The organism is Limnobacter olei (assembly GCF_029087225.1).
Taxonomy (GTDB): Bacteria; Pseudomonadota; Gammaproteobacteria; order Burkholderiales; family Burkholderiaceae_B; genus Limnobacter; species Limnobacter olei.
Genome location: NZ_JARFJD010000009.1, coordinates 1 through 21101 on the forward strand (window position 1 = coordinate 1; position 21101 = coordinate 21101).

The window sequence follows — 21101 nt, forward strand, 5'->3', positions numbered from 1 at the left end:
TTTCAACCAGAATACGCATTTTCTGCTTTTTTCAACTTCAACCCAGTACCAGTTGTCATACTGACGCACCAAGACATCAGGTAGTTTTCTAACAACAGGATTTACAAACGTACTTCCGTTTTTCAGTAGTTCAAGCTCCGTAGTGACTTTACAGCCTTCAAGTAGTGCAGAAATGGCGATCTCTGTCGAGATACAACGATGCCTGTAGTAACTAAAGCTACGGTCACGCAATAGATCCTTTCCTGATCGTGCAGTGATCCCAATTTGATTCAACGTATCAGCACCCTTCTGTGACAACGCGAATATCCAAGCGCCGTCTGGAGCTTTTGTTTGAAGGATGAATCCATTAGATTGCAGCGCACGTAGCGTTCGTTGTGCCATTCGAAGACCGCTTGCGGTCGCCTGAGGTGGTTTTAAGCTTAGGGGAATGGTTGGCTTGCCCCGATGTGTTGGCAGCCAAACGAGCGCTGCTATGTCTCTGGTTCGTAGCCAGCCAAATCTGTGAAGTAACTTCAAAACTTTTAATCGGTTCGAAATGGACTTCTTGTACGGATTGATTTTGTTCAATTGGCACCTCTAAAAAGAGGTGTAGATAGACTTAATCGAGTTCGTACGGATGTTCGCCATTAGGCGAACTCACCGACGAACTGGCAAAGCAGGACGGTATCGCTCTTTTTCGCAGCTGAACGCTGCTTCAATCGCTTGCCCTAGCTGGACGCAGGGCATACCTTTAATGAAGGTCGCCCTTTAGCCTCACCTGCGCTGGCGCAGCAGTTGAGGCGAGGGAAACCCAATCACGGAGTGCGCTGGACGCGACTCCAACATATTCAGTCGTGCTGACCGCACGTGAATATTTGATTGGGTTTCCCTCGCCTACGGCAACGGGCGACGGGGCCTTGCCCCCCGATTTCATAGCGTGCGGTGGGCCGCACTCTATCGGCTAGGGCCGCTAGCTGAAATCGGCTCCCCCCATGGGTGCCATTCAGTCCATCGGTGGTCTACAAGGAATTTGTTTGTACTTCGTTAAAAGTCTTCGTTTGAACCCAGGTTCAATGCTTTCGACAAAAGCTATGTATCCTTGAAGTTGCTCAATTTGGTCTGTATCAAGTTTTCCATGAATAAAACTGCAACATAAGCTGTGGATTTTTCGTTTGAGTGATCTGCCCGTGCTGAGATTGCCCTCTGGAGTAATGTTGATCCCAGTTATAGTTCGACGTGACGCCTTAGATGCAAGAACAGTCTTATTATGATTTATCTTGATATTAGGATAATCAATTTTTTGTAAAGATAATTCCACTAATCCTAAAATCTGATCTTTAGATATTGTTGACGGGCTTGAAAAGGTAAGGTCATCAGCGTATCTGGAATAAGTAAGATCGTTCTTCGAACAAAACTCTTGTAAATGCATGTCAAAGTCATACATTATTGAATTTGATATGAAAGGAGAGCTCGGAGCTCCTATGCACACACACAAGTCTCTGCTTCGCTGCTCACTCCATGTTAAGGCGTGACACAAAAATTTTATTTCTGTTTCGCTAATATTCTCGGGAAGATGACGTCGCAAATGTTTTTCAATATCAGAGAATTTTATAGAGTTAAAAAAGTTCTCGAAATCTAGCTTTAAAATTATATTATTACTTTTGTGTGCTTCGGCGTTATCTCTAATGGACTTTCCCTCTACATATGCCATGCAAGAAGAACTAACTGGGAGATGTAATTTTAATATTTCGATCAGATGCCGTTGAACCATCTTCACTGCAACTGACGGTTGAGCTATTTTCCTCACGCCTTTGGTTTTCTTTGGAATTGTGAAGACTTTATATCGCAAGGGTGCAGTAATCATGACGCTTGCGACTTGGTTACTTAGCAAGCCAGTCTTTTTGCTTATCTCTTCGATTATTGGAAATTCTTTGTTCATTGATCTTCCGTAATCGCTCGATAGCGTTTGTTATCAATCTTTTTCAACTCGTCAAGAATGGCAGCTTTTCTAGAAACGAAGTCAGTTTTCGAATCTTTGAAGGTTATGGTTGTATACTGTTGTTGAGCTATTTTCTTGTAGTACCGATGCTTTCCTTTGGCTTTCTTTGAGATAAATTCTACTGATTCTAGTGTGAAAAGAAGTTGCTTGAGTCTATCCTCTTTGATCTCAATATCTAGCTTCTGAAGAGCGGTACGGATTTCATTAAGTTTTAAAACCCCAAAAAGATCAATGAGGTCAATAATCAAAAGCATTATATGCTTTTGATTATCTTTGTTAAAATCTGATTCAGATTCTTTTTTAAATCTGTTTTTTATCTCAGCTATAAGATCGTCTGCTATAGATTCAAGTTTTTTCGGGCAAAATACCAAGTTACTGCCATGTCTCTTATGCCAAGAATGACAATCCGAAGTGTTGTGGTACAGTTTTTCTAGATGATCTATGAGACCGAGTTTTATAAAGCTTGGTGATGAGTAGTGTTCTTCATCTATGAACACAAGTAACTTTGAGCGGTGTACATCTGATGTGGCAAAAACACCTAATTCTGCGAGGCAGCCAGGAGACTCTAAAGGCAGGACTATAAGTGATGCGATTACAGCAAGGTCATTCTCGAAGGACAGAAGGTCTTTGTACGTAGCTTCTTGACCCCAGTTCTTGGTGTCTTCAGCAATTCGTATCTTTGAGCTGATGTCAGGATCACTAAACGCTCTTCTTCTTAGCAAATCTCTCACTGACTTCAGCGGTGGTTCTGGGTTGCCTCGTGTATCGGTTTCAAAATCACCGCCGCATAGAAAAATTAGTCCTTCGTAAGAACGGATCCTAACTTTCTCCCAGGCTATCGTAGATAGCACACGCTCAACAAGGTCTGAGCCTGTTTCGTTTGAATTAGTCACTTCACCTAAATTGCGCAGCAATGCCGCGCAGGGTTTTTGAGGACACACCGCAGAAAAGACTGCGCGGCATTGCTGCGGTAGTAGTCACCAATTGTTGTATGTCTGGCTAAGCGCCCGACAATCTGAAACCATAAAACAGATCGCGTAAAGTGGCTTGATATTAAATCAGTGTCTTTGACTAAGTCAAATATTTGAGTCGGTTCAGAAGTAAAATTTGGCTAGGGTTTCAGTGCCGTATTTTTCATTGCAGCATTGCTGCAATCAGACGGTAAATAGCGGTAAACTGCGGTAAACGCAGGTAAACGGAAATGCTTGATTTTTAAGCGTATGCCCTTGAAAGCCCCGCCAGTGCTAGTGCTTGAATTGGACTGTTAATCCGCAGGTCCCTGGTTCGAGTCCAGGTCGGGGAGCCAAATACAGAAAGGCCTACAGCGATGTAGGCCTTTTGCTTTCAGCTCCGTAATGCACGAATAGTTCCGCAATTCTTCATTTCTTTATTTCCCCGGCCTGAACGGTGGTGCTTTGGGAAACTGAAATACACCTGCAGGAATTTCCGTCTCGGGTGCCTTCTCGCTGGTCCACACATGGGCCATGGGGTTGAACTCAAAGGGCGGCTCCAGTTTGTCTGCAGCTACACCCAACAGGCCAGTCAGCGCATCCACTGTGGCATAAACAAAATCGTTGCATTGGCTGCATCTTCGGTATTGCTTGGGTTTGCCTGAGCCGCCTGTCATGTCAACCGCTACAAACTCGCCTTGTGCACATTGTTCTTCGGCTTTAAAAAAAGCTGCTTTTGCATAAGTCATGCCGCTGACGGCTTGGCAATCCCGGCAGTGGCACACCAACTGTGCGACTGGCGCTTGGGAAAAGCGAATAGACAATTGACCACAGTGGCACTGTGCGCGAAAGGTGTTGTTCATCAAATTTCTCATAAAACGCAGTGTGGTGGGCTGTGCACCGTGAATTGCACCACAACGATACTAACCCAATCCGTGGGTAGTAAGAACATGGCCAGGTGTGCGCGGCCTTGGTGCACTTACCCGCAACTGTTGGGGCGGCTTTACATCACTTTACTGACGGCATGAAGCTTGCTGAGCATGCACAGATCAGGTTTGTATGTACATCAAAGAAGGATTCGCCATGAAGTATTCTCCGCTTATTACTATGATGATGTTTGTGTTGTCGGCGTGCAGCGGAGGCTCTGATTCTTCGCCTCAAACTTCTACGCGCACCACTCAATCTGGGAACTCGCAGACTGTGACTGGGGAATTCAAGTTACTGGAGGCGACGATTGACGATGTTCACAAGGCTTTTGCAGGTCAATTAATTCAGGAGGACGGTACGGCGCTGACCTGTGTAGAACTGGCAAACCTTTATGTCAATCGTATTTCGGCACTGGACACGGCAATCATTCCTGCTGCAGGCGGATTGCCTTTGAATTCCATGGTGTCGATCAACCCTTTGCTTCAAGAGCAGGCACAGGCGCTTGACGATGCGTACGCTCAACAAGGTTTGACTGGTCCGCTGCATTGCGTGCCGGTGATTCTGAAAGATCTCTATGACACCAAAGAGTTTCCAACCACAGCGGCCAGCGCTACCTTACAAGGTTCGCAGCCACCCGATGATGCGTTTACAGTGAAGCGAATGCGTGAGCACGGCGCATTGATTCTGGGCAAGGCGTCGATGACGGAATTCGCCTACTTTACACAAAGCTACAACACGCAAACTTTCCGCATTGGCACACCATATGACACCACGCGAGATGCGGGCGGGTCTTCGGGGGGCACTGGTGCTTCGATTGCGGCCAACTTTGGTTTGGTGGGTACAGGATCAGACACTTGCGCTTCGGTGCGCCTTCCACCGAGCAACAATTCTTTGGTGGGGGTGCGCAGCACGGTGGGTTTGGTCTCGCAAGATGGCTTGGTGCCCCTTTCGCATACTTTGGATGTGGGTGGTCCGATGACGAGAACGGTGCGCGATGCTGCGCTGCTTCTGGATGCCATGGCCGGTGTCGATCCTGCAGATGCAAAAACATTGGACGCGACGCGTGTACAGCCGCAGACCTACACAGCCTTTTTGGATGCGGGGGCCTTGAAAGGCAAAAGATTGGGTGTACTCAGAAGTTATGGTGGAACAGATGCAATTGGCACAGACCCTGCGGTTGTGGCTACGTTCTCACAAGCTTTGCTTGACCTGCAGGCTGCTGGTGCCACGTTGGTGGATCCGATCGACTTGCCTGAATTCGAGTCACTCTCGATTCTGCTGATTCCGCGCGAGTTTGCAGATCATCTTGATGAGTATCTGGCCAGTTTCAACGCGCCGCATCCTGACACACAGTCGATATTTCTTAGTGGCCGCGCTCACCCCGTGATCCAGGCATTGATTGGCGCGTCGTTGGCACTTCGCGATACCGAGTCGGCAGGCTATCAGCAAACACTGGCCCGACGGGTTGAGCTGCGCAAGTATGTAGAAGATTTCATGAATGAAAACAAGCTTGATGCATTGGTGTACCCACCCGTGTTGCGTCCCGCAATGGAAACTGGAATGACTCAAGGTGACAATTGTGAGTTCGGGTCAACCACCGGATTGCCTTCGATTGTTGTACCTGCAGGTTTCTCGGAGGATAACAGGCCGCGTCCCGTGGGGGTCGAGTTTTTAGGAAGGCGCTGGGATGAAGGTACGCTGTTCGGTCTGGCCTACGCTTATGAACAAAAAACAATGCATCGCAGGCCTCCCGCTTTTTATCGATAAGCAGATTGATCTTGATGGCGCTGCTACGCCACTAACTGCCTGAATTGCGCAGTGGCGTAACTGGCCACTGGCGAGCGCACGCGATTGCCCAGGCTGACGATTGAAATATTCGAGAACAGTTTTGGAAAGTCGCTGATGTCCAACATCACAAGTTGCTGTTTGTCTATCCATGGTTTCGCGGCCAGGTCTGTAGATGCCACCACCGTGTTGGTGTTCACCGCCAGTTGATGCAACAAATTCACGTCGTCACATTCCAGTGCCAGTTGTGGCAGGTTTCGATTACTTTGTTGAAGCAATTGCCCCAGGCCAGCCTTGAGTGGATCAGGCAACTTCACTGAGGCAATGCCGTATTCCCATGCTTGCTCAAAAGTGTGTTTGCCCTTGGCCAGTGGATGACCACACCGTGCATACAAGTGGCCATACTGCCGCATCAATGGTTCGATTTGCAGGAAGGGCACGGTACCAATGTCGCCGGTGTCAGCGACAAAAAACTCAATTTCCTCTCGCACCAGCATCGCAAGTAATTCCGCAGGGCTTGCAATCTCTGTTTGAAGGGCGACTTTTGGATATGCGTTGCGGATGTTTTCAATGACACTGCGCGCCAGTGTGGCGCAGGGAAAAGGGCCTACACCAAAGGCGAGTTCACCCACTTCGCCTCGCTGGTACAAATGGATGTCGCGTTGAACAGCGCGTGCTTCCAGTATCAACTGCCGGGCGCGGTCAATCAAAAACTGGCCGGCTGGTGTGGGGCGTATTTCACCACTTTTGCGTTCAAACAGAATCAGGTTGGTTTGCCGTTCCAGTGCCTGAATGCTGCGGCTAAACGCCGGTTGGCTAAGGTGGACTTTGTCAGCGGCTTTGGCGAAATGTCGGGTGTCGTCAAGCGCCAGCAAGTGCTCAAGCTGGTTGAGGTTCATCATTGTTAATGCACTGGTTGCATTGAAAGTTCACTGATTATGCATTGGACGTATTCCTTGCACAAGGGTAAATTCTGCCCATGGTCGAATCAACGGAGACACCAGATGGACCCCATGCAGTTTCAGAACATTCTGATCGGTAGTGCGATTGTGGGTTTCGCATTGATGGAGTTTGCAACCCGTCGATATCAGGCCACGGTCAAGGCCACTGCAAATGACACCAAACTTGAGTTGTTCATGTTTGTCAGTCTGGTGGCCATCACCCAACCGCTTGCAATTTTGACCACACAGCACGCGGGGCAAACGCTGTTTCCGCAGTGGCAAGATGCCTTGGCGCACTGGCCATGGTGGGCCATGTTTGGCGTGCTGCTGTTGGGCGACGATTTAACTCAGTATTTGTGGCACCGTGCATCGCATTCGCCTTTGTTGTGGCCTTTGCACCGTGCGCACCATTCCGCGCAATACATGAGTGTGCGAATGACCTTTCGCAACAACTTCTTTTATTACCTGATGATGCCTGGCCTTTGGATTGCCGGTGCCTTGTTGTACCTGGGTTTTGGCGGATGGGTGTATGTGACGTATTTAAGCTTGAAGCTGACCATTATTTTAGGCGCTCACTGTTCATGGCGCTGGGATGAGCCGCTGTACAAAATCAAGGCCCTGCACCCTGTGATGTGGGTGGTCGAGCGAACCATTTCAACGCCGGCCACACATTGGGCGCACCATGCCTTGACCAACAAGGATGGCATTGGCAATTACACAGGCAATTTCGGCAACATGCTGTTTTTGTGGGATGTGATATTTGGTACGGCGCACATCACCCGCAAATACCCGGAACACATCGGCTTGATGGACGACCGCATTCACGGCCAGGAACATTGGGCTCAGCAAATGTTTTATCCGGTGCTGCATTCCAGGCGTGAAGATTCTGCCTTGCGGTTTGGCGGCACCATTTACGACGAAAACAAACAGTGATCAACCTTGTTGATCAGGCATTCAAATAACTGATCACCATTTCAATCAGTTCAAGCGTCAGTTCTTCATCAGTGATGAATGGATTGGGCTCGCTGATCGCACGAATCATGGTGAACACGATCGAGTTGGCAATGACAAAGCTGCGAATGTGAAGCCGTTCAGGATTGTTCGACAGTGGATTTTTCAGCAGGTACATCCGCATGAAGTCAAGCAGCGTGTCTTGAAGCAGGCGCACTACGTTGTGTGTGGGCAGCTTGTACCAGTTGCGCACCAGTTCAATCGCAAGGCCATCGTCAGCCCTCAAGAAGGCCATGCCAAACCGCACCGAGCGGTCCACCATTTGACGAAGGTCGGTGGTTTTTTCCAGTACAAGAGCATTCAAGCCTTGTTGAAGATTGAGCGTGACATCCTCCAGCAATGCTTCAACCAGATCCTCGCGCGAATCGAAATACTGATACAGCGAGCCCACGCTGACACCGGCCTGTTCGGCCACATGGTGTGTGGTGAATTTGTCCATGCCATGTTCACGAATGGCCTGCGCCGTAGCCTGAACAAGGCGTGCCACCAGTTCTTTGGATCGCTGTTGCTGCGGAATTTTGCGCATGGGTGTCAGAACTTTCCGATATAGAAGTCCCGCTGAATTTCATCTGCCCGAGCCGGGTTGTTGGCGTACTTCGCAAAATCGGAAACACCGGTTTCACGCAGCACTTCTTCATCAAGCCACGACACCTTCGAAGAAAAACGACTGCGCTGGTTGATCAACTCAAAAGCGGCATCGGCCATGATCTCTGGCTTGCGAGAAACGCTCAAGCCTTCTTCCCCGCTGAACATGCCCACCGCAGCTGTAGCAATCAAGGTGGCAGGCCACAATGTTTTGACTGCAATTCCTTTGGCTTTCACTTCTTGCTGGAAACCCATGCTGAGCAGGGTCATGGCGTACTTGGTGGTGGTGTAGGGAATGAACGCACCCAGCCAGCCTTCATCCAGGTTCAAGGGCGGGCACAGATTCAGCACACTGCCTTTGCTCGTTTGAAGGTGTGGCAGGCATTCACGCATGGTGATCAGGGGCGCGCGGGTATTCAATGCGTGCATCAAGTCGAATTTTTTGGTGTCAGTAATACCCAGCTGGGTAATGCCCAAAAAGCCCGCATTGTTCACCAGCAAATCAATGCCACCAAACTGCTGCACGGTGGCCTGTATTGCACGTTTGATTTGTTCTTCATCGCGCACATCGGTTGCTATCGGCAGGGCTTTGCCACCGGCTTCAATCACTTCCTGCGCCACGGAATGAATGGTACCAGGCAGTTTCGGGTTGGGTTGGTCTGACTTTGCGGCAATAGTAATGTTGGCGCCTTCGCGAGCCAGCCGCAGAATGATTTCCCGGCCAATGCCACGGCTGCCGCCGGTGATGAACACAGTTTTATTCGTCCAGCTTCCCATATTGCCCCGCAAGGTTTAATTCAAACGAGCGTTCAGTTTAATACGACTTATTGTTCGTATTCAATTCGCGTTGACAGAAACTGGGGTGTTGGGCTGATCGGCTTGCCGCTGTTGAAGTTCTGCAACGGCAATTTCTTGCGCTTTTCGGCCATGCCTTATTAACCGTGCCCACTGCCCGGGAATGATTCGCCCCAGTGCATGATGCGCAACACGGGCAGGCACAGCCAGCAGCGCAATGAAGGGACCGAAAGGCGCGCGTAGCCCCAGTTTGTGAAACATGCGTGGCCCCAGCAAATACCAGGATGAACTCAAATGCTTTTGATGTGCATAGTGTTTGCGAAGTGTTTGAAGGCTTGCGTAGTTGCGGCTTAAAGGCTCACCAGCCAAAGCGCTGGCCAAACGGTGCGTGGATTCATCAGGTGGTGAATGGGTGAATAGAAACTGGCGAAGTTTCACCAGTGCCTGCTGTTCTGTGTCCACGAGCCATTCTTCTCTCACACCCATTTGCCAGCCGATCAGTTTCCACAGTTGCATCACTGCTCTTGAATTGTGCGGTGTAACCACAATGCCCATTTTACGGAGGCCCAATAGCATGACTGCACTGAAGCCTAGGTAGGTCGCTGCCATGTCCACTTGGTTGATGGGCAGGCCCCATTGGTTCGAGTCCCATTGCGGGCTGTTGCGCAGTTGGTGGCGAACCAAGGCATGCATCCAACGCACCCGCAATGTGGCCAAGGCGCCAGGCCCGCCCGCGCAGTTGGCGTTTGGATTGACCACCTTTAGCCACCACTGAGCGGTGCTCGCCAGCCTGGGGGCCGCACCTTTTTCAAGTTCACCCGTGAGAATTAGGGTTTTGTTGAAGGCCACCATCAGGTAGCCGCCCATCAGCGCCATGTCGCGCAACACATCGGTGGCAGCCCGCCCAGTGCTATGAATGAATTGCACGCCATCTTCGATCAAATTCCTATCTACCCAAGTTGGGTTTGTGCAGGTCGATTTCAATAGGGTTTGCAGCGCGTCGCTGCCTTGAAATTCAGATGGCTTGGGCGAATGTAGAGCTTGGTGAAATTCTCGCCAATCTGGTTTCCCGGGAGATTGTTCCAAGCGAGATTGAATGTAACGATCCATGACTGGGTCGCCGTCAAAAAGGCCGTGGTGCAGTTTTGCGTATTCTTCGGGAGTGGGAGCAAATGGCCTGCCCAGCAGTTGCCGAATGGGCCATGGCGTCTTGATCTGCGTGAGCTGGAATGGTCGAAGCCTTGTGGGGGCAGGATAATCAATCGTCTTCATGGAGCAAAAACACGCAGTGTGAATACCCCAGACTAAAGCGAATTTTTAATCGCATTCAAGTCGCATTTTGAAACCAGTGCCTGTCCATGGCGATCATGTCGAACTCGTAGCGATAAAACACGTAGTCCTGTGCAAACAAGTCTCGCTCCAGTGACTGTAGTTCGTCTGCGTTCAGGTTCACGATTTCAAGGTTGATGATGGTGGGTCTGAATTTCGAGAAATCGAGTTGTTTGAATACGGTGTAGTCGTAGCCTTCGGTGTCGATCTGAAAAACATCAACACTGGGCAGGGCATTGCGCTCAATCAAGGCCATTAAGGGCATGCACTGCACCTCTTCCACAGTGACATATTGTTGATAGTCCTTCAGCTTGGTGTCACTGAAGGTGGACATGCCCTTGAGCCAGTCTGGCAGCTTGTGCTTCACTATCACTTCGGGTGCAATTCGATGCAGACTTTTGGTTTCCACTTGTTCTGTAATTGCAACGTTTTCAAACACGAGGCCGGTACAGCCTTGGTAATTGTTGCGTGTGCGCTCCAGCATGTCGGGCAGGGGTTCAACCAACACGCCGTGCCAGCCGAAATTACGAATGAACGGGTGAATGGGGTCGTAGCTGACGCCGTCCATGGCTCCCACTTGCAGAAACTGAACCGGTTTTTTTTGTTGGCTAATTGTCAGGAATGCATCGTTGGGGTTGGAGTAGGGTAGTTGTTCGTGTCGCTGTTGAAGTTCACGTTTGTAATCCGCATACGCACCCGCTGCATGTTTTTGGTTGGTGACTACCCAGGTCAATGCGTGCTCGCCGTGATTCACATCCATTAACTGGTCGGGTGCTGTGCTTGCAAAGCGGATGCCCCATTGGTGTTTGTGCGCTTCGTGGTGGCATGCTGACAGGGCAATTTGATCGAGAAACCAAAGTGATTTTCCCTTTCGCAAATTGTCTTCGATGAATGCCACCACCTGGGCGATGTAACGCTTCGCGGCCGGTGTGTTGTTCAAGTACATCATGCCAGCGGCCACATGCTCCCAGAACGGTGCAGCTTTGGGCTGGCAAACAATCACATCGCTGTTGCTGGCCAATTCACACATGGTCTCCTTCCAGGGTTTGCGCCACAGGGCATCGGCATCCAGCAAAATGACTGGCGCGTTGAAGTGCGAAAGCAAAGCCTTGCTGGCTGCAAATCGCCGGGTTGCAAATTCAACCACCTTGGTCGGTGATTTCAAATCGATTGTTTCCTGCGCTGCAGTGATTTCAAGTTGCGGATATTTCGCAGCCAGATCGCGTACGTATTTAACAACACTGGCATTGGGGGTGTACAGGTGAAAGTGAACCAGCACATTGGCCTGGTTGTGTTCAAGCACCGAGTACACCAAAGCAAGGGCGTGTTCATAAAAATATTTGTCGTCACAGGCGATCAGCAGCGTGGGTTTGTTGCGGCGGTCACTGCCGGGTGCAATCAGCCATGGGTAAGGAAATTCGGCATTCTCACCGGGGTGATTATTCGCAAGGCTTGCGAAGTCCACCGGTTCATCAGGCAGCGCGCCCAGCCTGTACATGCAGGTCATGCTCATCAGCTTGATCAGCGAATTGTTTTGATGTACGCCAGAATCGACCAGCTTCAGCAGGTAGGGCAATGCCTCTTCATAGCGTTCCTCCATGGTGTACACCATGGCCACAATTTGTTGAAGGTGCGGTGAAGTGTCGACTACTTTTTCATTTTTACGAACCAAGGCCATGGCTTCATCAATTTCACCAATGCGGTACAAAATTTGAATGGCGTTGATCAGGTATTTCACACTGGGCACTTTTTGCAGTACGCGCATAAGCCCGTCTCGGATTCCTTTTTTGTAGGCTGCGGGCATCGGGGTTTGAATACCGTTGCGGTGCTTGTCCATGGACAAATGCGACTGCGCAATCAGCATGATGATTTGCCGCAGTGCCTGGTCCTTGACCGCAGGCAGACCTGATTGCACGCCCTGCAGCACCTCAGCGCAATAGACCGGATCGCAGGAGTTGGTATCGATCAACGAGATCAACGTGTCTTTGGGAATTTTCCCGAATTCATCGAAAAAGTAGGTTTTCACCAGACTGTCGCGGTAGTACTGGTGCATATCCTGGGTGCGTTTGAATTCGGTCACGTGCTGGGCTCCTGGCCTGTAACTTGAGTTTTGTTAACCGCAAGAATAAGCCGAGCTTAGCGCCAGTGAAAACCGGAGGAAAGGGGGAATGCTGCTTCAGTGCATTAGTTCAGCAGTTGGGTCGTGATACGCCGCGCGATGGGGGCAAGCAAATAAATGGCGGGCACCGCAGCCAGGTAACCAATCAGGTATGTTTTTCCCCAAGTGGCCAGAAAGTTACCGCCGAAGCCGAAATTGCTGGCGGTGGTGACGAAAGTAACGATACCCACCATGAGAAAACCCATGATGAGTGCAAAGACTAGTTGGAACAATTTTCCGGGTTGGGCTTGGGGTAAGGCGTTCATGTTGTATTGTGGTGGTGCTCGAATTTGGGCATTTTAGCGACAATTGCTGGTAGTAACCCTCAGGGTAAACACTCTCACTTTTGTTGTCAGATTGGTCTTTTTGAGAAAGGGTGGTCTTCATGGTATTTCGGGTGGCCCCGGAAAATCGAACTGCGGCGGTGTTTAACGTCGGGCGGCATGTGTTGGTGGATGCCTCAGGTGCGGGGCAGGGGCGCTATTGCATGGCAGCTGTGTGCATGGAGAATGGCGAGGTAGTGGATTTATACAGTGCGCCCTGTCAGGCATTCAGTTCGGTGCTGGCTGAGCTGGAGGCCATTGAATGGGCCGCTATGCTTTGGCCCAATGCCATGGTGTGGAACGATTGCATACCCGCGATTGAAGCAATTTTAAGTCAACAACCTGCGTTGGCGGGGCAATTGTATTGGCCCACACCCCGCATGCGAAAGCCCTTTCACGACATGGTGCATTGCCTGTCGGTCAGGGCTCGGAGTGTGGCGATTCCAGTCCAATGGAACTATGCTTTAACAACGCCTGGGTCGGCTCGCTCAATGATCGATTTCACATTCACGCCTTTGGGCAAAGCGCCATAGTTGTGGTGGCCTTGGGCCGCTAGGCGACTTGCGCAAAATGCTTCGCTCACAGCGGTGGGTGCATGGCGCACCAACAGCGATGCTTCAAAGGCCAAAGCCATTTGGTCCACCATGGTTCGGGCGCTGTATTGAAGGCCATGCATATCGGTCGGGTTTAACTGCATAAATTGTTGGTTCAAGCCATCCAGGTATTGGTCAAGAATGGAATTGCCTCCCCGTGCTTTGTTCAATTCTGCATTGAAGGCCATGAGCACCGCCGGGGTTTTGCCAATGGCGCGAAGTACATCCAGGCATTGCACGTTACCGCTGCCTTCCCAGATCGGGTTGATTACACTTTCGCGGAACAGGCGCGGGTAAATCGAATTCTCCATCACGCCACTGCCGCCAATGCATTCCATGATTTCATAGCTGTGTTGTGGGGCGCGTTTACAAATCCAGTATTTGCCCACAGCGGTGGCCAGGCGGGCCAGGTGTGCTTCATGCTCGTCGCTGTCTTTTTTGTCCAGTGCTCGGGCCATGCGCATGGAAAAAGCCATGGCACCTTCGTATTCCAGTTGCAAATCGGCCAGTACGTTTTGCATCAACGGTTGATCAATCAGCTTGGCGCCAAACGCCGCGCGTTGTTTGCAATGGTGAATGGCATTGGCCAGGCCCGCACGCATGAGGCCCGCCGATGCACCCATGCAATCAAAACGGGTCAGGCTGACCATCTCGATAATGGTGGGTACACCACGGCCTTCATCACCAATCAGCCAACCTTGGGCACCGCGAAATTCCACTTCGCTGGAGGCATTGGACTTGTTGCCCATTTTGTCTTTCAAGCGAATGACGTTCAAAGCGTTTTTCGTGCCATCGGGTAACCAGCGCGGCACTGCGAAGCAAGAGACACCGGCAGCGGTTTGCGCAAGAATCAAAAACACATCGCACATGGGGGCAGACAAAAACCATTTGTGCCCCACCAGTGAATACATTTGCCCGGCACCTGGCTGGTTCACAGGAGTGGCCATTGTACTGTTGGCCCGCACATCCGAGCCGCCTTGTTTTTCGGTCATGCCCATGCCCACAGTAATGGACTGTTTTTCATCGATGGGCACATTGCGGGGGTCATAGCCGCGATTCAATATTTTCGATTCGAAAATGGCAGCCACTTCAGGCTGTAAGCGAAAGCTTGGGATGGAGGCAAAAGTCATGGTGACGGGGCAGCCGTGCCCGGCCTCCACCTGGCTTTGCATGAATGCCTTGGCACCGCGCACCACATGTGCGCCCTCGCGTGGGTGGGTCCAGGGCTGGCTGTGCAAGCCCTCTTCAAGGGCTGATTTCATGAGCTCATGGTAAGCACCGTGGTAGCGCACGGAATCGACCCGGTTGCCAAAGCGGTCATGGGTGTCCAGCTCAGGGGTGTATTTGTTGGCCAGAAAACCCAGCTCCAGGTATTCCGGTTTGCCACACTTTTCGCCAAAAGCGGCAATTTCAGACACGCCCCAGGCGCCACCCTCGCGCTTCACACCTTCGAGCAGGGCGGCATCGGTGGTAAACAGGTTGTAGCTGTGCAATTCGTTGGCAACATTCTGTACCTGGTGGGTCTCGCCCACGATTGGGCTGGCTTGCAATTCTTTGGCGGTTTTCATGGCATTCATCCCTGTCATTCTTGGAGTATTTATTAATAATTACTCAATTTAATCATAAATGCAAATACTTGTAATTAATGGGGTGAAATTACATCCATTCAGTGCTGGTTTTTTGTACAGCGCTATGGTAGAACGAAGGTGTGCTCACCACGGAGAAACACCATGGCAACAACGCATCAAGTTGAAATTGATCTGAACACCCTTGTGATGCTGGTCAATGAAGTTGCCAAGGAGGACCCGCTTGATTATGGGGACCTGGCTGTGGATGAAATGGCGCTACGACATTCTTGCTGCTTGGGGGCTTTGAACATTCTTCAAAATGCAGCCATGTTTAAGGCTGAAGACCTGATCTATGTGCTGCTCAGCTCCATGGCGAAACTCATTGAGGAAAACGTGTTGTTGCATGCGCAGAACGTAGAGCGTGGCGAGCAAATTCGAAGTGAACTGGTGGTTCAAATACTGGACCGTGCCAAAAAAGGGCACTAAAACCCCGGCCTGATAAAGCACTCAAGTTTCAGCCCAGGCTGCCGTTATCGAAATGACAGATACGGAGAAAAGCAATGGATGTGTCCCCCGCCGCCGTGGTGAATGCCACGGTTCAGATGCAGCAAGCGCAATCAATTCAACAGGGCCAAATTGCAGTGTTCAAGAAAACCATGGAAATTGCTGAGTCGTCTGTGGCGCAACTCATCCAGTCGATTCCCCAGCCACCCGCACTGGCCACCAGTGGTAATTTGGGTACGAAATTGAACGTGTACGCCTGAACATCAGGCGATACGTGGCTTTGGTCAGGCTTTGGTGGCCAGCATCAAGAAGCTTTGTTTTGCCGCTTGCTCAAGTTGCCTGCGGCTAAGGCTCGGGTCGTTGTCCTGGGCCAATTGTGAAACCAGCCCATGTATTTGAACAACGATCATTGCGGCCCTCAACTTGTATTCTGCCTTGCTGATTTTTGGCTCCAGGCCATAAATTAGTTTGAAAATCTCTTTTCTCTCCCTGGCGTACACGGCCTCGACCAAACGTGCCGCAAAAGGCAAGCGGTTCGACAAGGCGTAGATTTCTGCCAACACACCAAAGGTTTCAGGCCGGCGAATTTCAATCAGAATCAAATCAATGATTGTTTTAAATCGCTCAAGCTGGCTTTTATCGCTCATCGCATTCATCACTTGCGCAACCGCGGCCTGATAGTTGTCCATCACATAGGTCAGCAAGGCCTCAACCAGCGCTTCCTTGTTGGTGTAGTAGTGCTGAACGGTACTTAGCGAAATGCCCAGCTGGGTAGCTACGCCGCGCATACTTAAGCCCGCATAGCCCTCGCTGGCCAGTATGGTCTGTGCGGTGCGCAAAATCTCTTGCGAGCGAATGTGACCTTTGTCGGTGGTGGCGTGTGTATTCATGTGCGTACTTTAACTCAAAAATTGCCCCCAATATTGACCTGATTGTTGACAAACAGGTCACGTGACCTATAATCGCTTTACGACATTCGGTCATGTGACCTATAACTTTGAGAGTGTGAAGAGACAAATGAGATATCCCAAGCCCAGCTGGATGAATTCCGACCTCGAACTTTATCGTTCCAACATCCGCCGTTTCGTTGAAACCGAGATCAAGCCCAATCAGCACAAATGGGCCAAACAACAGCATGTGGATCGCGAACTGTGGTTAAAAGCTGGTGAGATGGGTTTGTTGTCCGCAGATATTCCTGAAGAATACGGTGGTGCTGGTGGTGATTTCACGCACATGGCCGTGTTGTTTGAAGAATTGGCCTACAGCGGCGACCGTTCATTCGGTGTGCATGTGCATGCAATTGCAGCCCAGTACATTTTGAATCATGGCACTGAGGAACAGAAACAATACTTCCTGCCCAAGATGGCAAGCGGCGAAATGATTGGCGCGATTGCGATGAGCGAACCAGGTGCCGGTTCAGATTTGCAGGGCATTCGCACTAGCGCGGTGAAAGAGGGCAATCACTATGTAGTGAATGGTTCCAAAATTTTCATTTCCAATGGTTATCTGGCCGACGTGATTATTCTGGTTACCAAAACTGACCCAAGCGCAGGCGCCAAAGGCACCACGTTGATGTTGCTGGAGACCAAGAAAGCCGAAGGTTTCAAAGTAGGTCGAATTCTTGAAAAACTTGGCCAGAAAGGGCAAGACACCTGCGAATTGTTCTTTGACAATGTGCGCATTCCAGCCCAAAACGTATTGGGTGCTGAGGGAATGGGATTCATGCAGTTGATGGTTGAGTTGCCCTACGAGCGCTTGATGCTGGGTGTGGGTGCCATGGCTGCGATTGAAATGGCCATTGAAATTACCCTGGAATACACGAAAGAACGTAAAGCTTTTGGCAAATCCATTTTCGAGTTCCAGAATACCCGTTTCAAAATGGCTGAACTGAAATCTCAAGCTGTCGTGGCTCGGGCCTTTATTGACAACTCCATTGAAAAGTTGGTGGCGGGTAAGCTGGACGCGGCAACCGCATCGATTGCCAAATTGCATTTGAGTGAGCTTGAATGCAAGGTGATCGATGAATGCCTTCAGTTCTTCGGTGGCTACGGTTACATGATGGAGTACCCGATTGCGCAGATGTACGCGGATGCCCGTGTTCAGCGCATTTATGGTGGATCCAGCGAAATCATGAAAGAAATCATCGCGCGTTCGCTGTAAGCTGTTTTGACTTTAAAAAGCCCGTCGATTGACGGGTTTTTTTTTTGTTGACGCGATGTTGATCAATACTTGAATGATTATTGTGTTAAACATAATTAACGAAATTTAGTAACAATCTTCGAATCTGAATATCCCGTTTCTGTGTATGACTTGTATCCGAAAACTTACAGGTATACACACCATGATCGATCAAGTTCCAGTTGCGAAAATTCAAACCCCGAATGCGACCCCAACCATTACCCGCAATGGCCAGGTTGTGGCTGATGCGGAGTTGTTTCAGTGGGGCGATGAAATTTCAAACACTTCGGCCACTCCCATGGAAATCCGTATTCCTGCGCGTGGGCCTGGACAAGGCGATACTTTACTGGTGCTGCAGCCTGGCGCGGCAGCGCGTCTGGAGGAGATTGGCTCAGACGTAGCAGGCGCGGCTTCGCGTACCAAAGTGGTGGCACTCACTGAGGGTGTTGAACTTTACGACATTGATGACGATGTCTCATCTGCCATTCTCGAACAGGGCACAGGCGAAATGTCAGGCCTGGTTGGTGCTGGTTTATTGGCTGGTGGTTTGGGCGGAGGCGCAGCCGCTGGCCTGGGCGCAGTGGCTGCAGGCGCATTTTTGCTGGGCAACGACGATGACAATGGTGGCGCTGGCCAAAGTGGTAGCGGTGCTGGTGGTTTGGCCGGTGGTGTCGAAGCAATAGGTGATGGCCTTGAGGAAACGCCCTTGGCACCTGTGGCGGGGGCCACAGATGCAGTCTCGGACGGCCTTGGTATGGTTGGCGGTGCAATTGGTGGAGTTTCGGATCAAGATCCAACCGGTTTGACTGATGTGCTTGCAGGCGTTGTAGGCGACCCCAGCAGTGGCGATGGTTCGGATGCTGGTGGGTTGGTTGGTGCTGTGAATTCAATTTCGACAGGGCTGGACAGCGGCACTGAAAACACGCCTTTGTCACCATTGGTTGATCCCCTTACAGAAACGTTGGGTTCGGACTCTGGCGCTGTGGATGGCGTTGCGCAAGGTTTGGCCGATGTGGGTAACACCCTGGCTGGCGATGACAGCCCATTGGCGCCGGTCACATCAGAAATCCTTGCCCCGATCGTGGGCACGAGCGACGACACAAGTGACACCAATGGTATTCCCGGTACCCTGAATGAAGTAAGCGAAGGGCTGACTGACCTGACTGCTGAAGACGCCGCGCTTGCCCCTCTGGATCCAGTCACGAGTGCCGTGGGAGACGGAGTCAATACCTTGGCCGATGGCGTTGAAACACTGGGTGGCGCTGTGACCGATGCCTCCGCCCAAGACCCCACTGGCTTGATTGGCACGGTGGGAGAGGTATTGGGTGGCGATAGCGCCAGTTCTGGCGATTCGGGCTCAGGTACGGCACTGCCCACAGATGCATTGCCACTGGATATGCTGACCGGTGCCCTGCCAATTTCAACTGACGGCGGAGGACTGGGGCCGCTCGATTCATTAACTGGTGCCTTGCCTGTTTAAGCTTTACCTCGAGGTCCGACTTCAAATCCCCCGACCAGAACAGTTGGGGGTGAAAGTTTAAAAAAATAGACCATCCCGTAAACAATAGTCACGTTGGTTACGCGTCATTGTTAAACCCCCATTATTTCCTTTCAGAATACTGTGAGTAATTTGTCAGCAAACGGAGTGTTTGGTGAAGGTCATACTTTTTTATGGCAGCGACTACGGCACTTTCCAGGGTGCAAGGGCATTTACCGTAGGTTTTGGGATCACGCCCGGTTTCTGACAGATTCAGGTGTTTTTGATCACCATCAAAATTGCGACCACAACACACATCGCACCGAATGCCTTTTTCAACTGGGCACTTGGCATTTTGTTTGAAATCAACCGGCCACCCAACATGCCACTCAGCGCGGCAGCAGCAAAAGTAATGCCTATTTGGTAGTTGAATGCGCCGGCGCTTGCGCTGTTCAGCACTCCGAATGTCGACACAATTGCGATTACTGCCAAGGAGGTCACGGTGACTGACTGTACGCTCAGGTTGGTAAAACGCTGCAGGGCAGGCACCAACACAAAGCCGCCGCCTACGCCCAGCAGGCCTGACAAAAAGCCGGCCACTGCACCCGAGAAAACCAGTGCGCGTGCGCAGGGCCAAGTCCAAATGAAGCGCCCGGTTTCCGGGCTGCGGATACAGGGACATTTGCTTTTTCCGGAATCAGGCGGCGCATCTATCACATTCATTTCAGAATTGGCAGCGCCCCGAAACGCATTGAATGCAACCCAAAGCAACACTATCGCGAAGGCCAGCCCCAATGCCTGGGTGTCCACTTGTTGGGCAACCCAAAAACCCACAGGCGAGAGAAGCAAGCCCACAAAACCCATCAGGGCCGCTGCTTTGTAGCGAACCTCACCCGCACGTAAACCCAGCGCTGCACCCAGCGTGGCGGCAAGGCCCACGGCTAGCAGGCCAATTGGTGATACTTCTTGCACAGGCAGGCCCGTGGTAAAAACCAGCAAAGGCACAGCCAGCACACCACCGCCTGCGCCAGTCAGTGCCATGACCAAACCTACTAAAAGCCCCAAAGCCAAGGTACCAATCATGCAATTGCCTGTTCTAGAAATGTTCTCGGAAAGGGTTGAATGCTGAACATATTGCCAGTGTGTCCCTGAGTATCGTGCGGCAGGCGACAAGAACAAGAGAAGAGTCTATTATATGCGTGTTTGCGCATATATAAGGTATTGAGGTTAGAGAATGATTTTCAAGCAGCTTTTTGAGCCCGTCTCCAGCACATACACCTACCTCGTGGGTTGCGAGCAAACCGGTCAGGCCATTTTGATTGACCCGGTTGTCTCGGTGATGGACCGCGACCTCGCCATCTTGAATGAGCTCGGTTTAAAACTGGCCTATACCTTGGATACCCACATTCATGCAGATCACATTACAGCTGCGCTTGAATTGAAACAAAAGGTAGGTAGCAAAATTGCAGCGCCTGCCTTTGATCGGCTTCCATGCACTGACCACGCGATAGAGGAGGGGAAACCATTTGTTTTGGGCACTGTGCGAATTGATCCACTGCACACACCTGGTCATACGGATGGTCACTTTTCCTATCACCTTGGGGAACGGGTATTTACTGGTGATGCTTTGCTGATTGATGGTTGCGGCAGAACTGATTTTCAGAACGGGGATGCCCCCACATTGTACAAAAGTGTCAAAGAGAAACTGTTTCGCTTGCCTGAAGATACTTTGGTGTATCCCGGCCACGATTATCAAAATCGACGTGTTTCTTCGATAGGGCAAGAGAAAAACCGAAATCCTCGCCTGAGTGAGCAAAAAACTCTTCAGGAGTTTATCGAGATCATGCGTAATCTGAATTTGCCTTATCCCAAATTTATTGATTATGCGGTGCCAGGCAATCGTCTATGTGGGGTTTGTCCAAGCCATTTGCCTGAAGAGCTTGAAAAATATTGTCAACAGATTACAGAAAGTAAACAGGGTTGATTCAATGATTGAGTT

At 50.6% G+C, this 21101-nt stretch carries 21 protein-coding genes and 1 tRNA gene; 9 read left to right on the plus strand and 13 right to left on the minus strand.

Annotated features, from left to right (window positions below):
• From PY990_RS06255 to PY990_RS06265, 3 genes are all read right to left on the minus strand, one after another.
• Positions 1-567 (minus strand): hypothetical protein (locus PY990_RS06255; RefSeq protein WP_275270888.1); only part of this gene is annotated, 567 nt, incomplete at its 3' end.
• Positions 568-982: 415 nt separating this feature from the next.
• On the minus strand, positions 983-1918 hold the full coding sequence (locus tag PY990_RS06260; protein WP_275270889.1) for a retron St85 family RNA-directed DNA polymerase: 936 nt from the start codon (positions 1916-1918) through the stop codon (positions 983-985).
• Positions 1915-2871 carry a retron St85 family effector protein gene (locus PY990_RS06265; RefSeq protein ID WP_275270890.1) on the minus strand — a complete coding sequence of 319 codons (957 nt, stop codon included), beginning with the start codon at positions 2869-2871 and terminating at the stop codon, positions 1915-1917. Before PY990_RS06265 ends, PY990_RS06260 begins: the two co-directional genes overlap by 4 nt.
• A 330-nt stretch (positions 2872-3201) precedes the next feature.
• Between PY990_RS06265 and PY990_RS06270 the strand changes: the two genes are divergently transcribed.
• Positions 3202-3284 (plus strand) — tRNA-OTHER (locus PY990_RS06270).
• A gap of 81 nt (positions 3285-3365) precedes the next feature.
• Here PY990_RS06270 and PY990_RS06275 read toward each other — a convergent pair.
• Positions 3366-3791: a GFA family protein gene (locus PY990_RS06275; RefSeq protein ID WP_275270891.1), complete on the minus strand. Its 426-nt coding sequence runs from the start codon at positions 3789-3791 to the stop codon at positions 3366-3368.
• A 337-nt stretch (positions 3792-4128) separates the two neighbouring features.
• Here PY990_RS06275 and PY990_RS06280 point away from each other — a divergent pair, with 337 nt between their 5' ends.
• The gene (locus PY990_RS06280) at positions 4129-5622 is read left to right on the plus strand and encodes an amidase (RefSeq protein ID WP_275270892.1); all 1494 of its coding nucleotides are present in this window, start codon (positions 4129-4131) and stop codon (positions 5620-5622) included.
• Between the two features lie 23 nt (positions 5623-5645).
• Here the strand turns inward: PY990_RS06280 and PY990_RS06285 are convergent, their stop codons facing one another.
• Positions 5646-6542, minus strand: coding sequence for a LysR family transcriptional regulator (locus PY990_RS06285; protein ID WP_275270893.1), 897 nt, complete (start codon positions 6540-6542; stop codon positions 5646-5648).
• Between the two features lie 102 nt (positions 6543-6644).
• Here PY990_RS06285 and PY990_RS06290 point away from each other — a divergent pair, with 102 nt between their 5' ends.
• On the plus strand, positions 6645-7514 hold the full coding sequence (locus tag PY990_RS06290; RefSeq protein WP_275270894.1) for a sterol desaturase family protein: 870 nt from the start codon (positions 6645-6647) through the stop codon (positions 7512-7514).
• A gap of 13 nt (positions 7515-7527) precedes the next feature.
• On the opposite strand, the gene PY990_RS06295 is transcribed toward PY990_RS06290, so the two are convergent.
• The 5 genes from PY990_RS06295 to PY990_RS06315 form a co-directional block, all read right to left on the minus strand.
• Complete coding sequence (locus PY990_RS06295) at positions 7528-8118, minus strand: TetR/AcrR family transcriptional regulator (protein WP_105028698.1); 591 nt, start codon at positions 8116-8118, stop codon at positions 7528-7530.
• 5 nt (positions 8119-8123) lie between these two features.
• Entirely contained in the window at positions 8124-8954 is an 831-nt protein-coding gene (locus PY990_RS06300) for an SDR family oxidoreductase (protein ID WP_275270895.1), read from the minus strand.
• A 60-nt stretch (positions 8955-9014) separates the two neighbouring features.
• A complete protein-coding gene (locus PY990_RS06305) occupies positions 9015-10244 on the minus strand; it encodes an oxygenase MpaB family protein (RefSeq protein ID WP_275270896.1) in 1230 nt (409 codons plus the stop codon).
• A 55-nt stretch (positions 10245-10299) separates the two neighbouring features.
• Positions 10300-12381, minus strand: a complete 2082-nt coding sequence (locus PY990_RS06310) for an FkbM family methyltransferase (RefSeq protein WP_275270897.1) — start codon at positions 12379-12381, stop codon at positions 10300-10302.
• A 104-nt stretch (positions 12382-12485) separates the two neighbouring features.
• On the minus strand, positions 12486-12725 hold the full coding sequence (locus tag PY990_RS06315; protein WP_105028702.1) for a DUF2798 domain-containing protein: 240 nt from the start codon (positions 12723-12725) through the stop codon (positions 12486-12488).
• Between the two features lie 119 nt (positions 12726-12844).
• Here PY990_RS06315 and PY990_RS06320 point away from each other — a divergent pair, with 119 nt between their 5' ends.
• Complete coding sequence (locus PY990_RS06320; RefSeq protein ID WP_275270898.1) at positions 12845-13315, plus strand: hypothetical protein; 471 nt, start codon at positions 12845-12847, stop codon at positions 13313-13315.
• Here the strand turns inward: PY990_RS06320 and PY990_RS06325 are convergent.
• Entirely contained in the window at positions 13240-14943 is a 1704-nt protein-coding gene (locus PY990_RS06325; protein ID WP_105028704.1) for an acyl-CoA dehydrogenase family protein, read from the minus strand. The genes PY990_RS06320 and PY990_RS06325 overlap by 76 nt on opposite strands.
• Positions 14944-15105: 162 nt before the next feature.
• On the opposite strand from PY990_RS06325, the gene PY990_RS06330 reads away from it, so the two are divergent.
• Together PY990_RS06330 and PY990_RS06335 are read left to right on the plus strand one after the other, a co-directional pair.
• Positions 15106-15429, plus strand: a complete 324-nt coding sequence (locus tag PY990_RS06330; protein ID WP_105028705.1) for a hypothetical protein — start codon at positions 15106-15108, stop codon at positions 15427-15429.
• Positions 15430-15503: 74 nt separating this feature from the next.
• Positions 15504-15707: a YjfB family protein gene (locus PY990_RS06335; RefSeq protein WP_275270899.1), complete on the plus strand. Its 204-nt coding sequence runs from the start codon at positions 15504-15506 to the stop codon at positions 15705-15707.
• A 24-nt stretch (positions 15708-15731) separates the two neighbouring features.
• Here PY990_RS06335 and PY990_RS06340 read toward each other — a convergent pair whose 3' ends face one another.
• Positions 15732-16337 (minus strand): TetR/AcrR family transcriptional regulator, encoded by a 606-nt coding sequence (locus tag PY990_RS06340; RefSeq protein ID WP_275270900.1) that lies wholly within the window; start codon positions 16335-16337, stop codon positions 15732-15734.
• A gap of 127 nt (positions 16338-16464) precedes the next feature.
• On the opposite strand from PY990_RS06340, the gene PY990_RS06345 reads away from it, so the two are divergent.
• The gene (locus tag PY990_RS06345) at positions 16465-17607 is read left to right on the plus strand and encodes an acyl-CoA dehydrogenase family protein (RefSeq protein WP_275270901.1); all 1143 of its coding nucleotides are present in this window, start codon (positions 16465-16467) and stop codon (positions 17605-17607) included.
• A 181-nt stretch (positions 17608-17788) separates the two neighbouring features.
• Positions 17789-19105: a hypothetical protein gene (locus PY990_RS06350; protein ID WP_275270902.1), complete on the plus strand. Its 1317-nt coding sequence runs from the start codon at positions 17789-17791 to the stop codon at positions 19103-19105.
• A gap of 270 nt (positions 19106-19375) precedes the next feature.
• On the opposite strand, the gene PY990_RS06355 is transcribed toward PY990_RS06350, so the two are convergent.
• Entirely contained in the window at positions 19376-20185 is an 810-nt protein-coding gene (locus tag PY990_RS06355) for a sulfite exporter TauE/SafE family protein (protein WP_275270903.1), read from the minus strand.
• A 151-nt stretch (positions 20186-20336) separates the two neighbouring features.
• On the opposite strand from PY990_RS06355, the gene PY990_RS06360 reads away from it, so the two are divergent.
• Positions 20337-21086, plus strand: a complete 750-nt coding sequence (locus tag PY990_RS06360) for an MBL fold metallo-hydrolase (protein ID WP_275270904.1) — start codon at positions 20337-20339, stop codon at positions 21084-21086.
• Positions 21087-21101 lie beyond the last annotated feature (15 nt).

Excerpts from the sequence above, each read along its gene's own strand:
- PY990_RS06260 (WP_275270889.1), bottom strand. The coding sequence starts at position 1,918 with ATGAACAAAGAATTTCCAATAATCGAAGAGATAAGCAAAAAGACTGGC.
- PY990_RS06275 (WP_275270891.1), bottom strand. The coding sequence starts at position 3,791 with ATGAACAACACCTTTCGCGCACAGTGCCACTGTGGTCAATTGTCTATT.
- PY990_RS06285 (WP_275270893.1), bottom strand. The coding sequence starts at position 6,542 with ATGATGAACCTCAACCAGCTTGAGCACTTGCTGGCGCTTGACGACACC.
- PY990_RS06290 (WP_275270894.1), top strand. The coding sequence starts at position 6,645 with ATGGACCCCATGCAGTTTCAGAACATTCTGATCGGTAGTGCGATTGTG.
- PY990_RS06295 (WP_105028698.1), bottom strand. The coding sequence starts at position 8,118 with ATGCGCAAAATTCCGCAGCAACAGCGATCCAAAGAACTGGTGGCACGC.
- PY990_RS06300 (WP_275270895.1), bottom strand. The coding sequence starts at position 8,954 with ATGGGAAGCTGGACGAATAAAACTGTGTTCATCACCGGCGGCAGCCGT.
- PY990_RS06305 (WP_275270896.1), bottom strand. The coding sequence starts at position 10,244 with ATGAAGACGATTGATTATCCTGCCCCCACAAGGCTTCGACCATTCCAG.
- PY990_RS06315 (WP_105028702.1), bottom strand. The coding sequence starts at position 12,725 with ATGAACGCCTTACCCCAAGCCCAACCCGGAAAATTGTTCCAACTAGTC.
- PY990_RS06320 (WP_275270898.1), top strand. The coding sequence starts at position 12,845 with ATGGTATTTCGGGTGGCCCCGGAAAATCGAACTGCGGCGGTGTTTAAC.
- PY990_RS06325 (WP_105028704.1), bottom strand. The coding sequence starts at position 14,943 with ATGAAAACCGCCAAAGAATTGCAAGCCAGCCCAATCGTGGGCGAGACC.
- PY990_RS06330 (WP_105028705.1), top strand. The coding sequence starts at position 15,106 with ATGGCAACAACGCATCAAGTTGAAATTGATCTGAACACCCTTGTGATG.
- PY990_RS06335 (WP_275270899.1), top strand. The coding sequence starts at position 15,504 with ATGGATGTGTCCCCCGCCGCCGTGGTGAATGCCACGGTTCAGATGCAG.
- PY990_RS06340 (WP_275270900.1), bottom strand. The coding sequence starts at position 16,337 with ATGAATACACACGCCACCACCGACAAAGGTCACATTCGCTCGCAAGAG.
- PY990_RS06345 (WP_275270901.1), top strand. The coding sequence starts at position 16,465 with ATGAGATATCCCAAGCCCAGCTGGATGAATTCCGACCTCGAACTTTAT.
- PY990_RS06350 (WP_275270902.1), top strand. The coding sequence starts at position 17,789 with ATGATCGATCAAGTTCCAGTTGCGAAAATTCAAACCCCGAATGCGACC.
- PY990_RS06355 (WP_275270903.1), bottom strand. The coding sequence starts at position 20,185 with ATGATTGGTACCTTGGCTTTGGGGCTTTTAGTAGGTTTGGTCATGGCA.
- PY990_RS06360 (WP_275270904.1), top strand. The coding sequence starts at position 20,337 with ATGATTTTCAAGCAGCTTTTTGAGCCCGTCTCCAGCACATACACCTAC.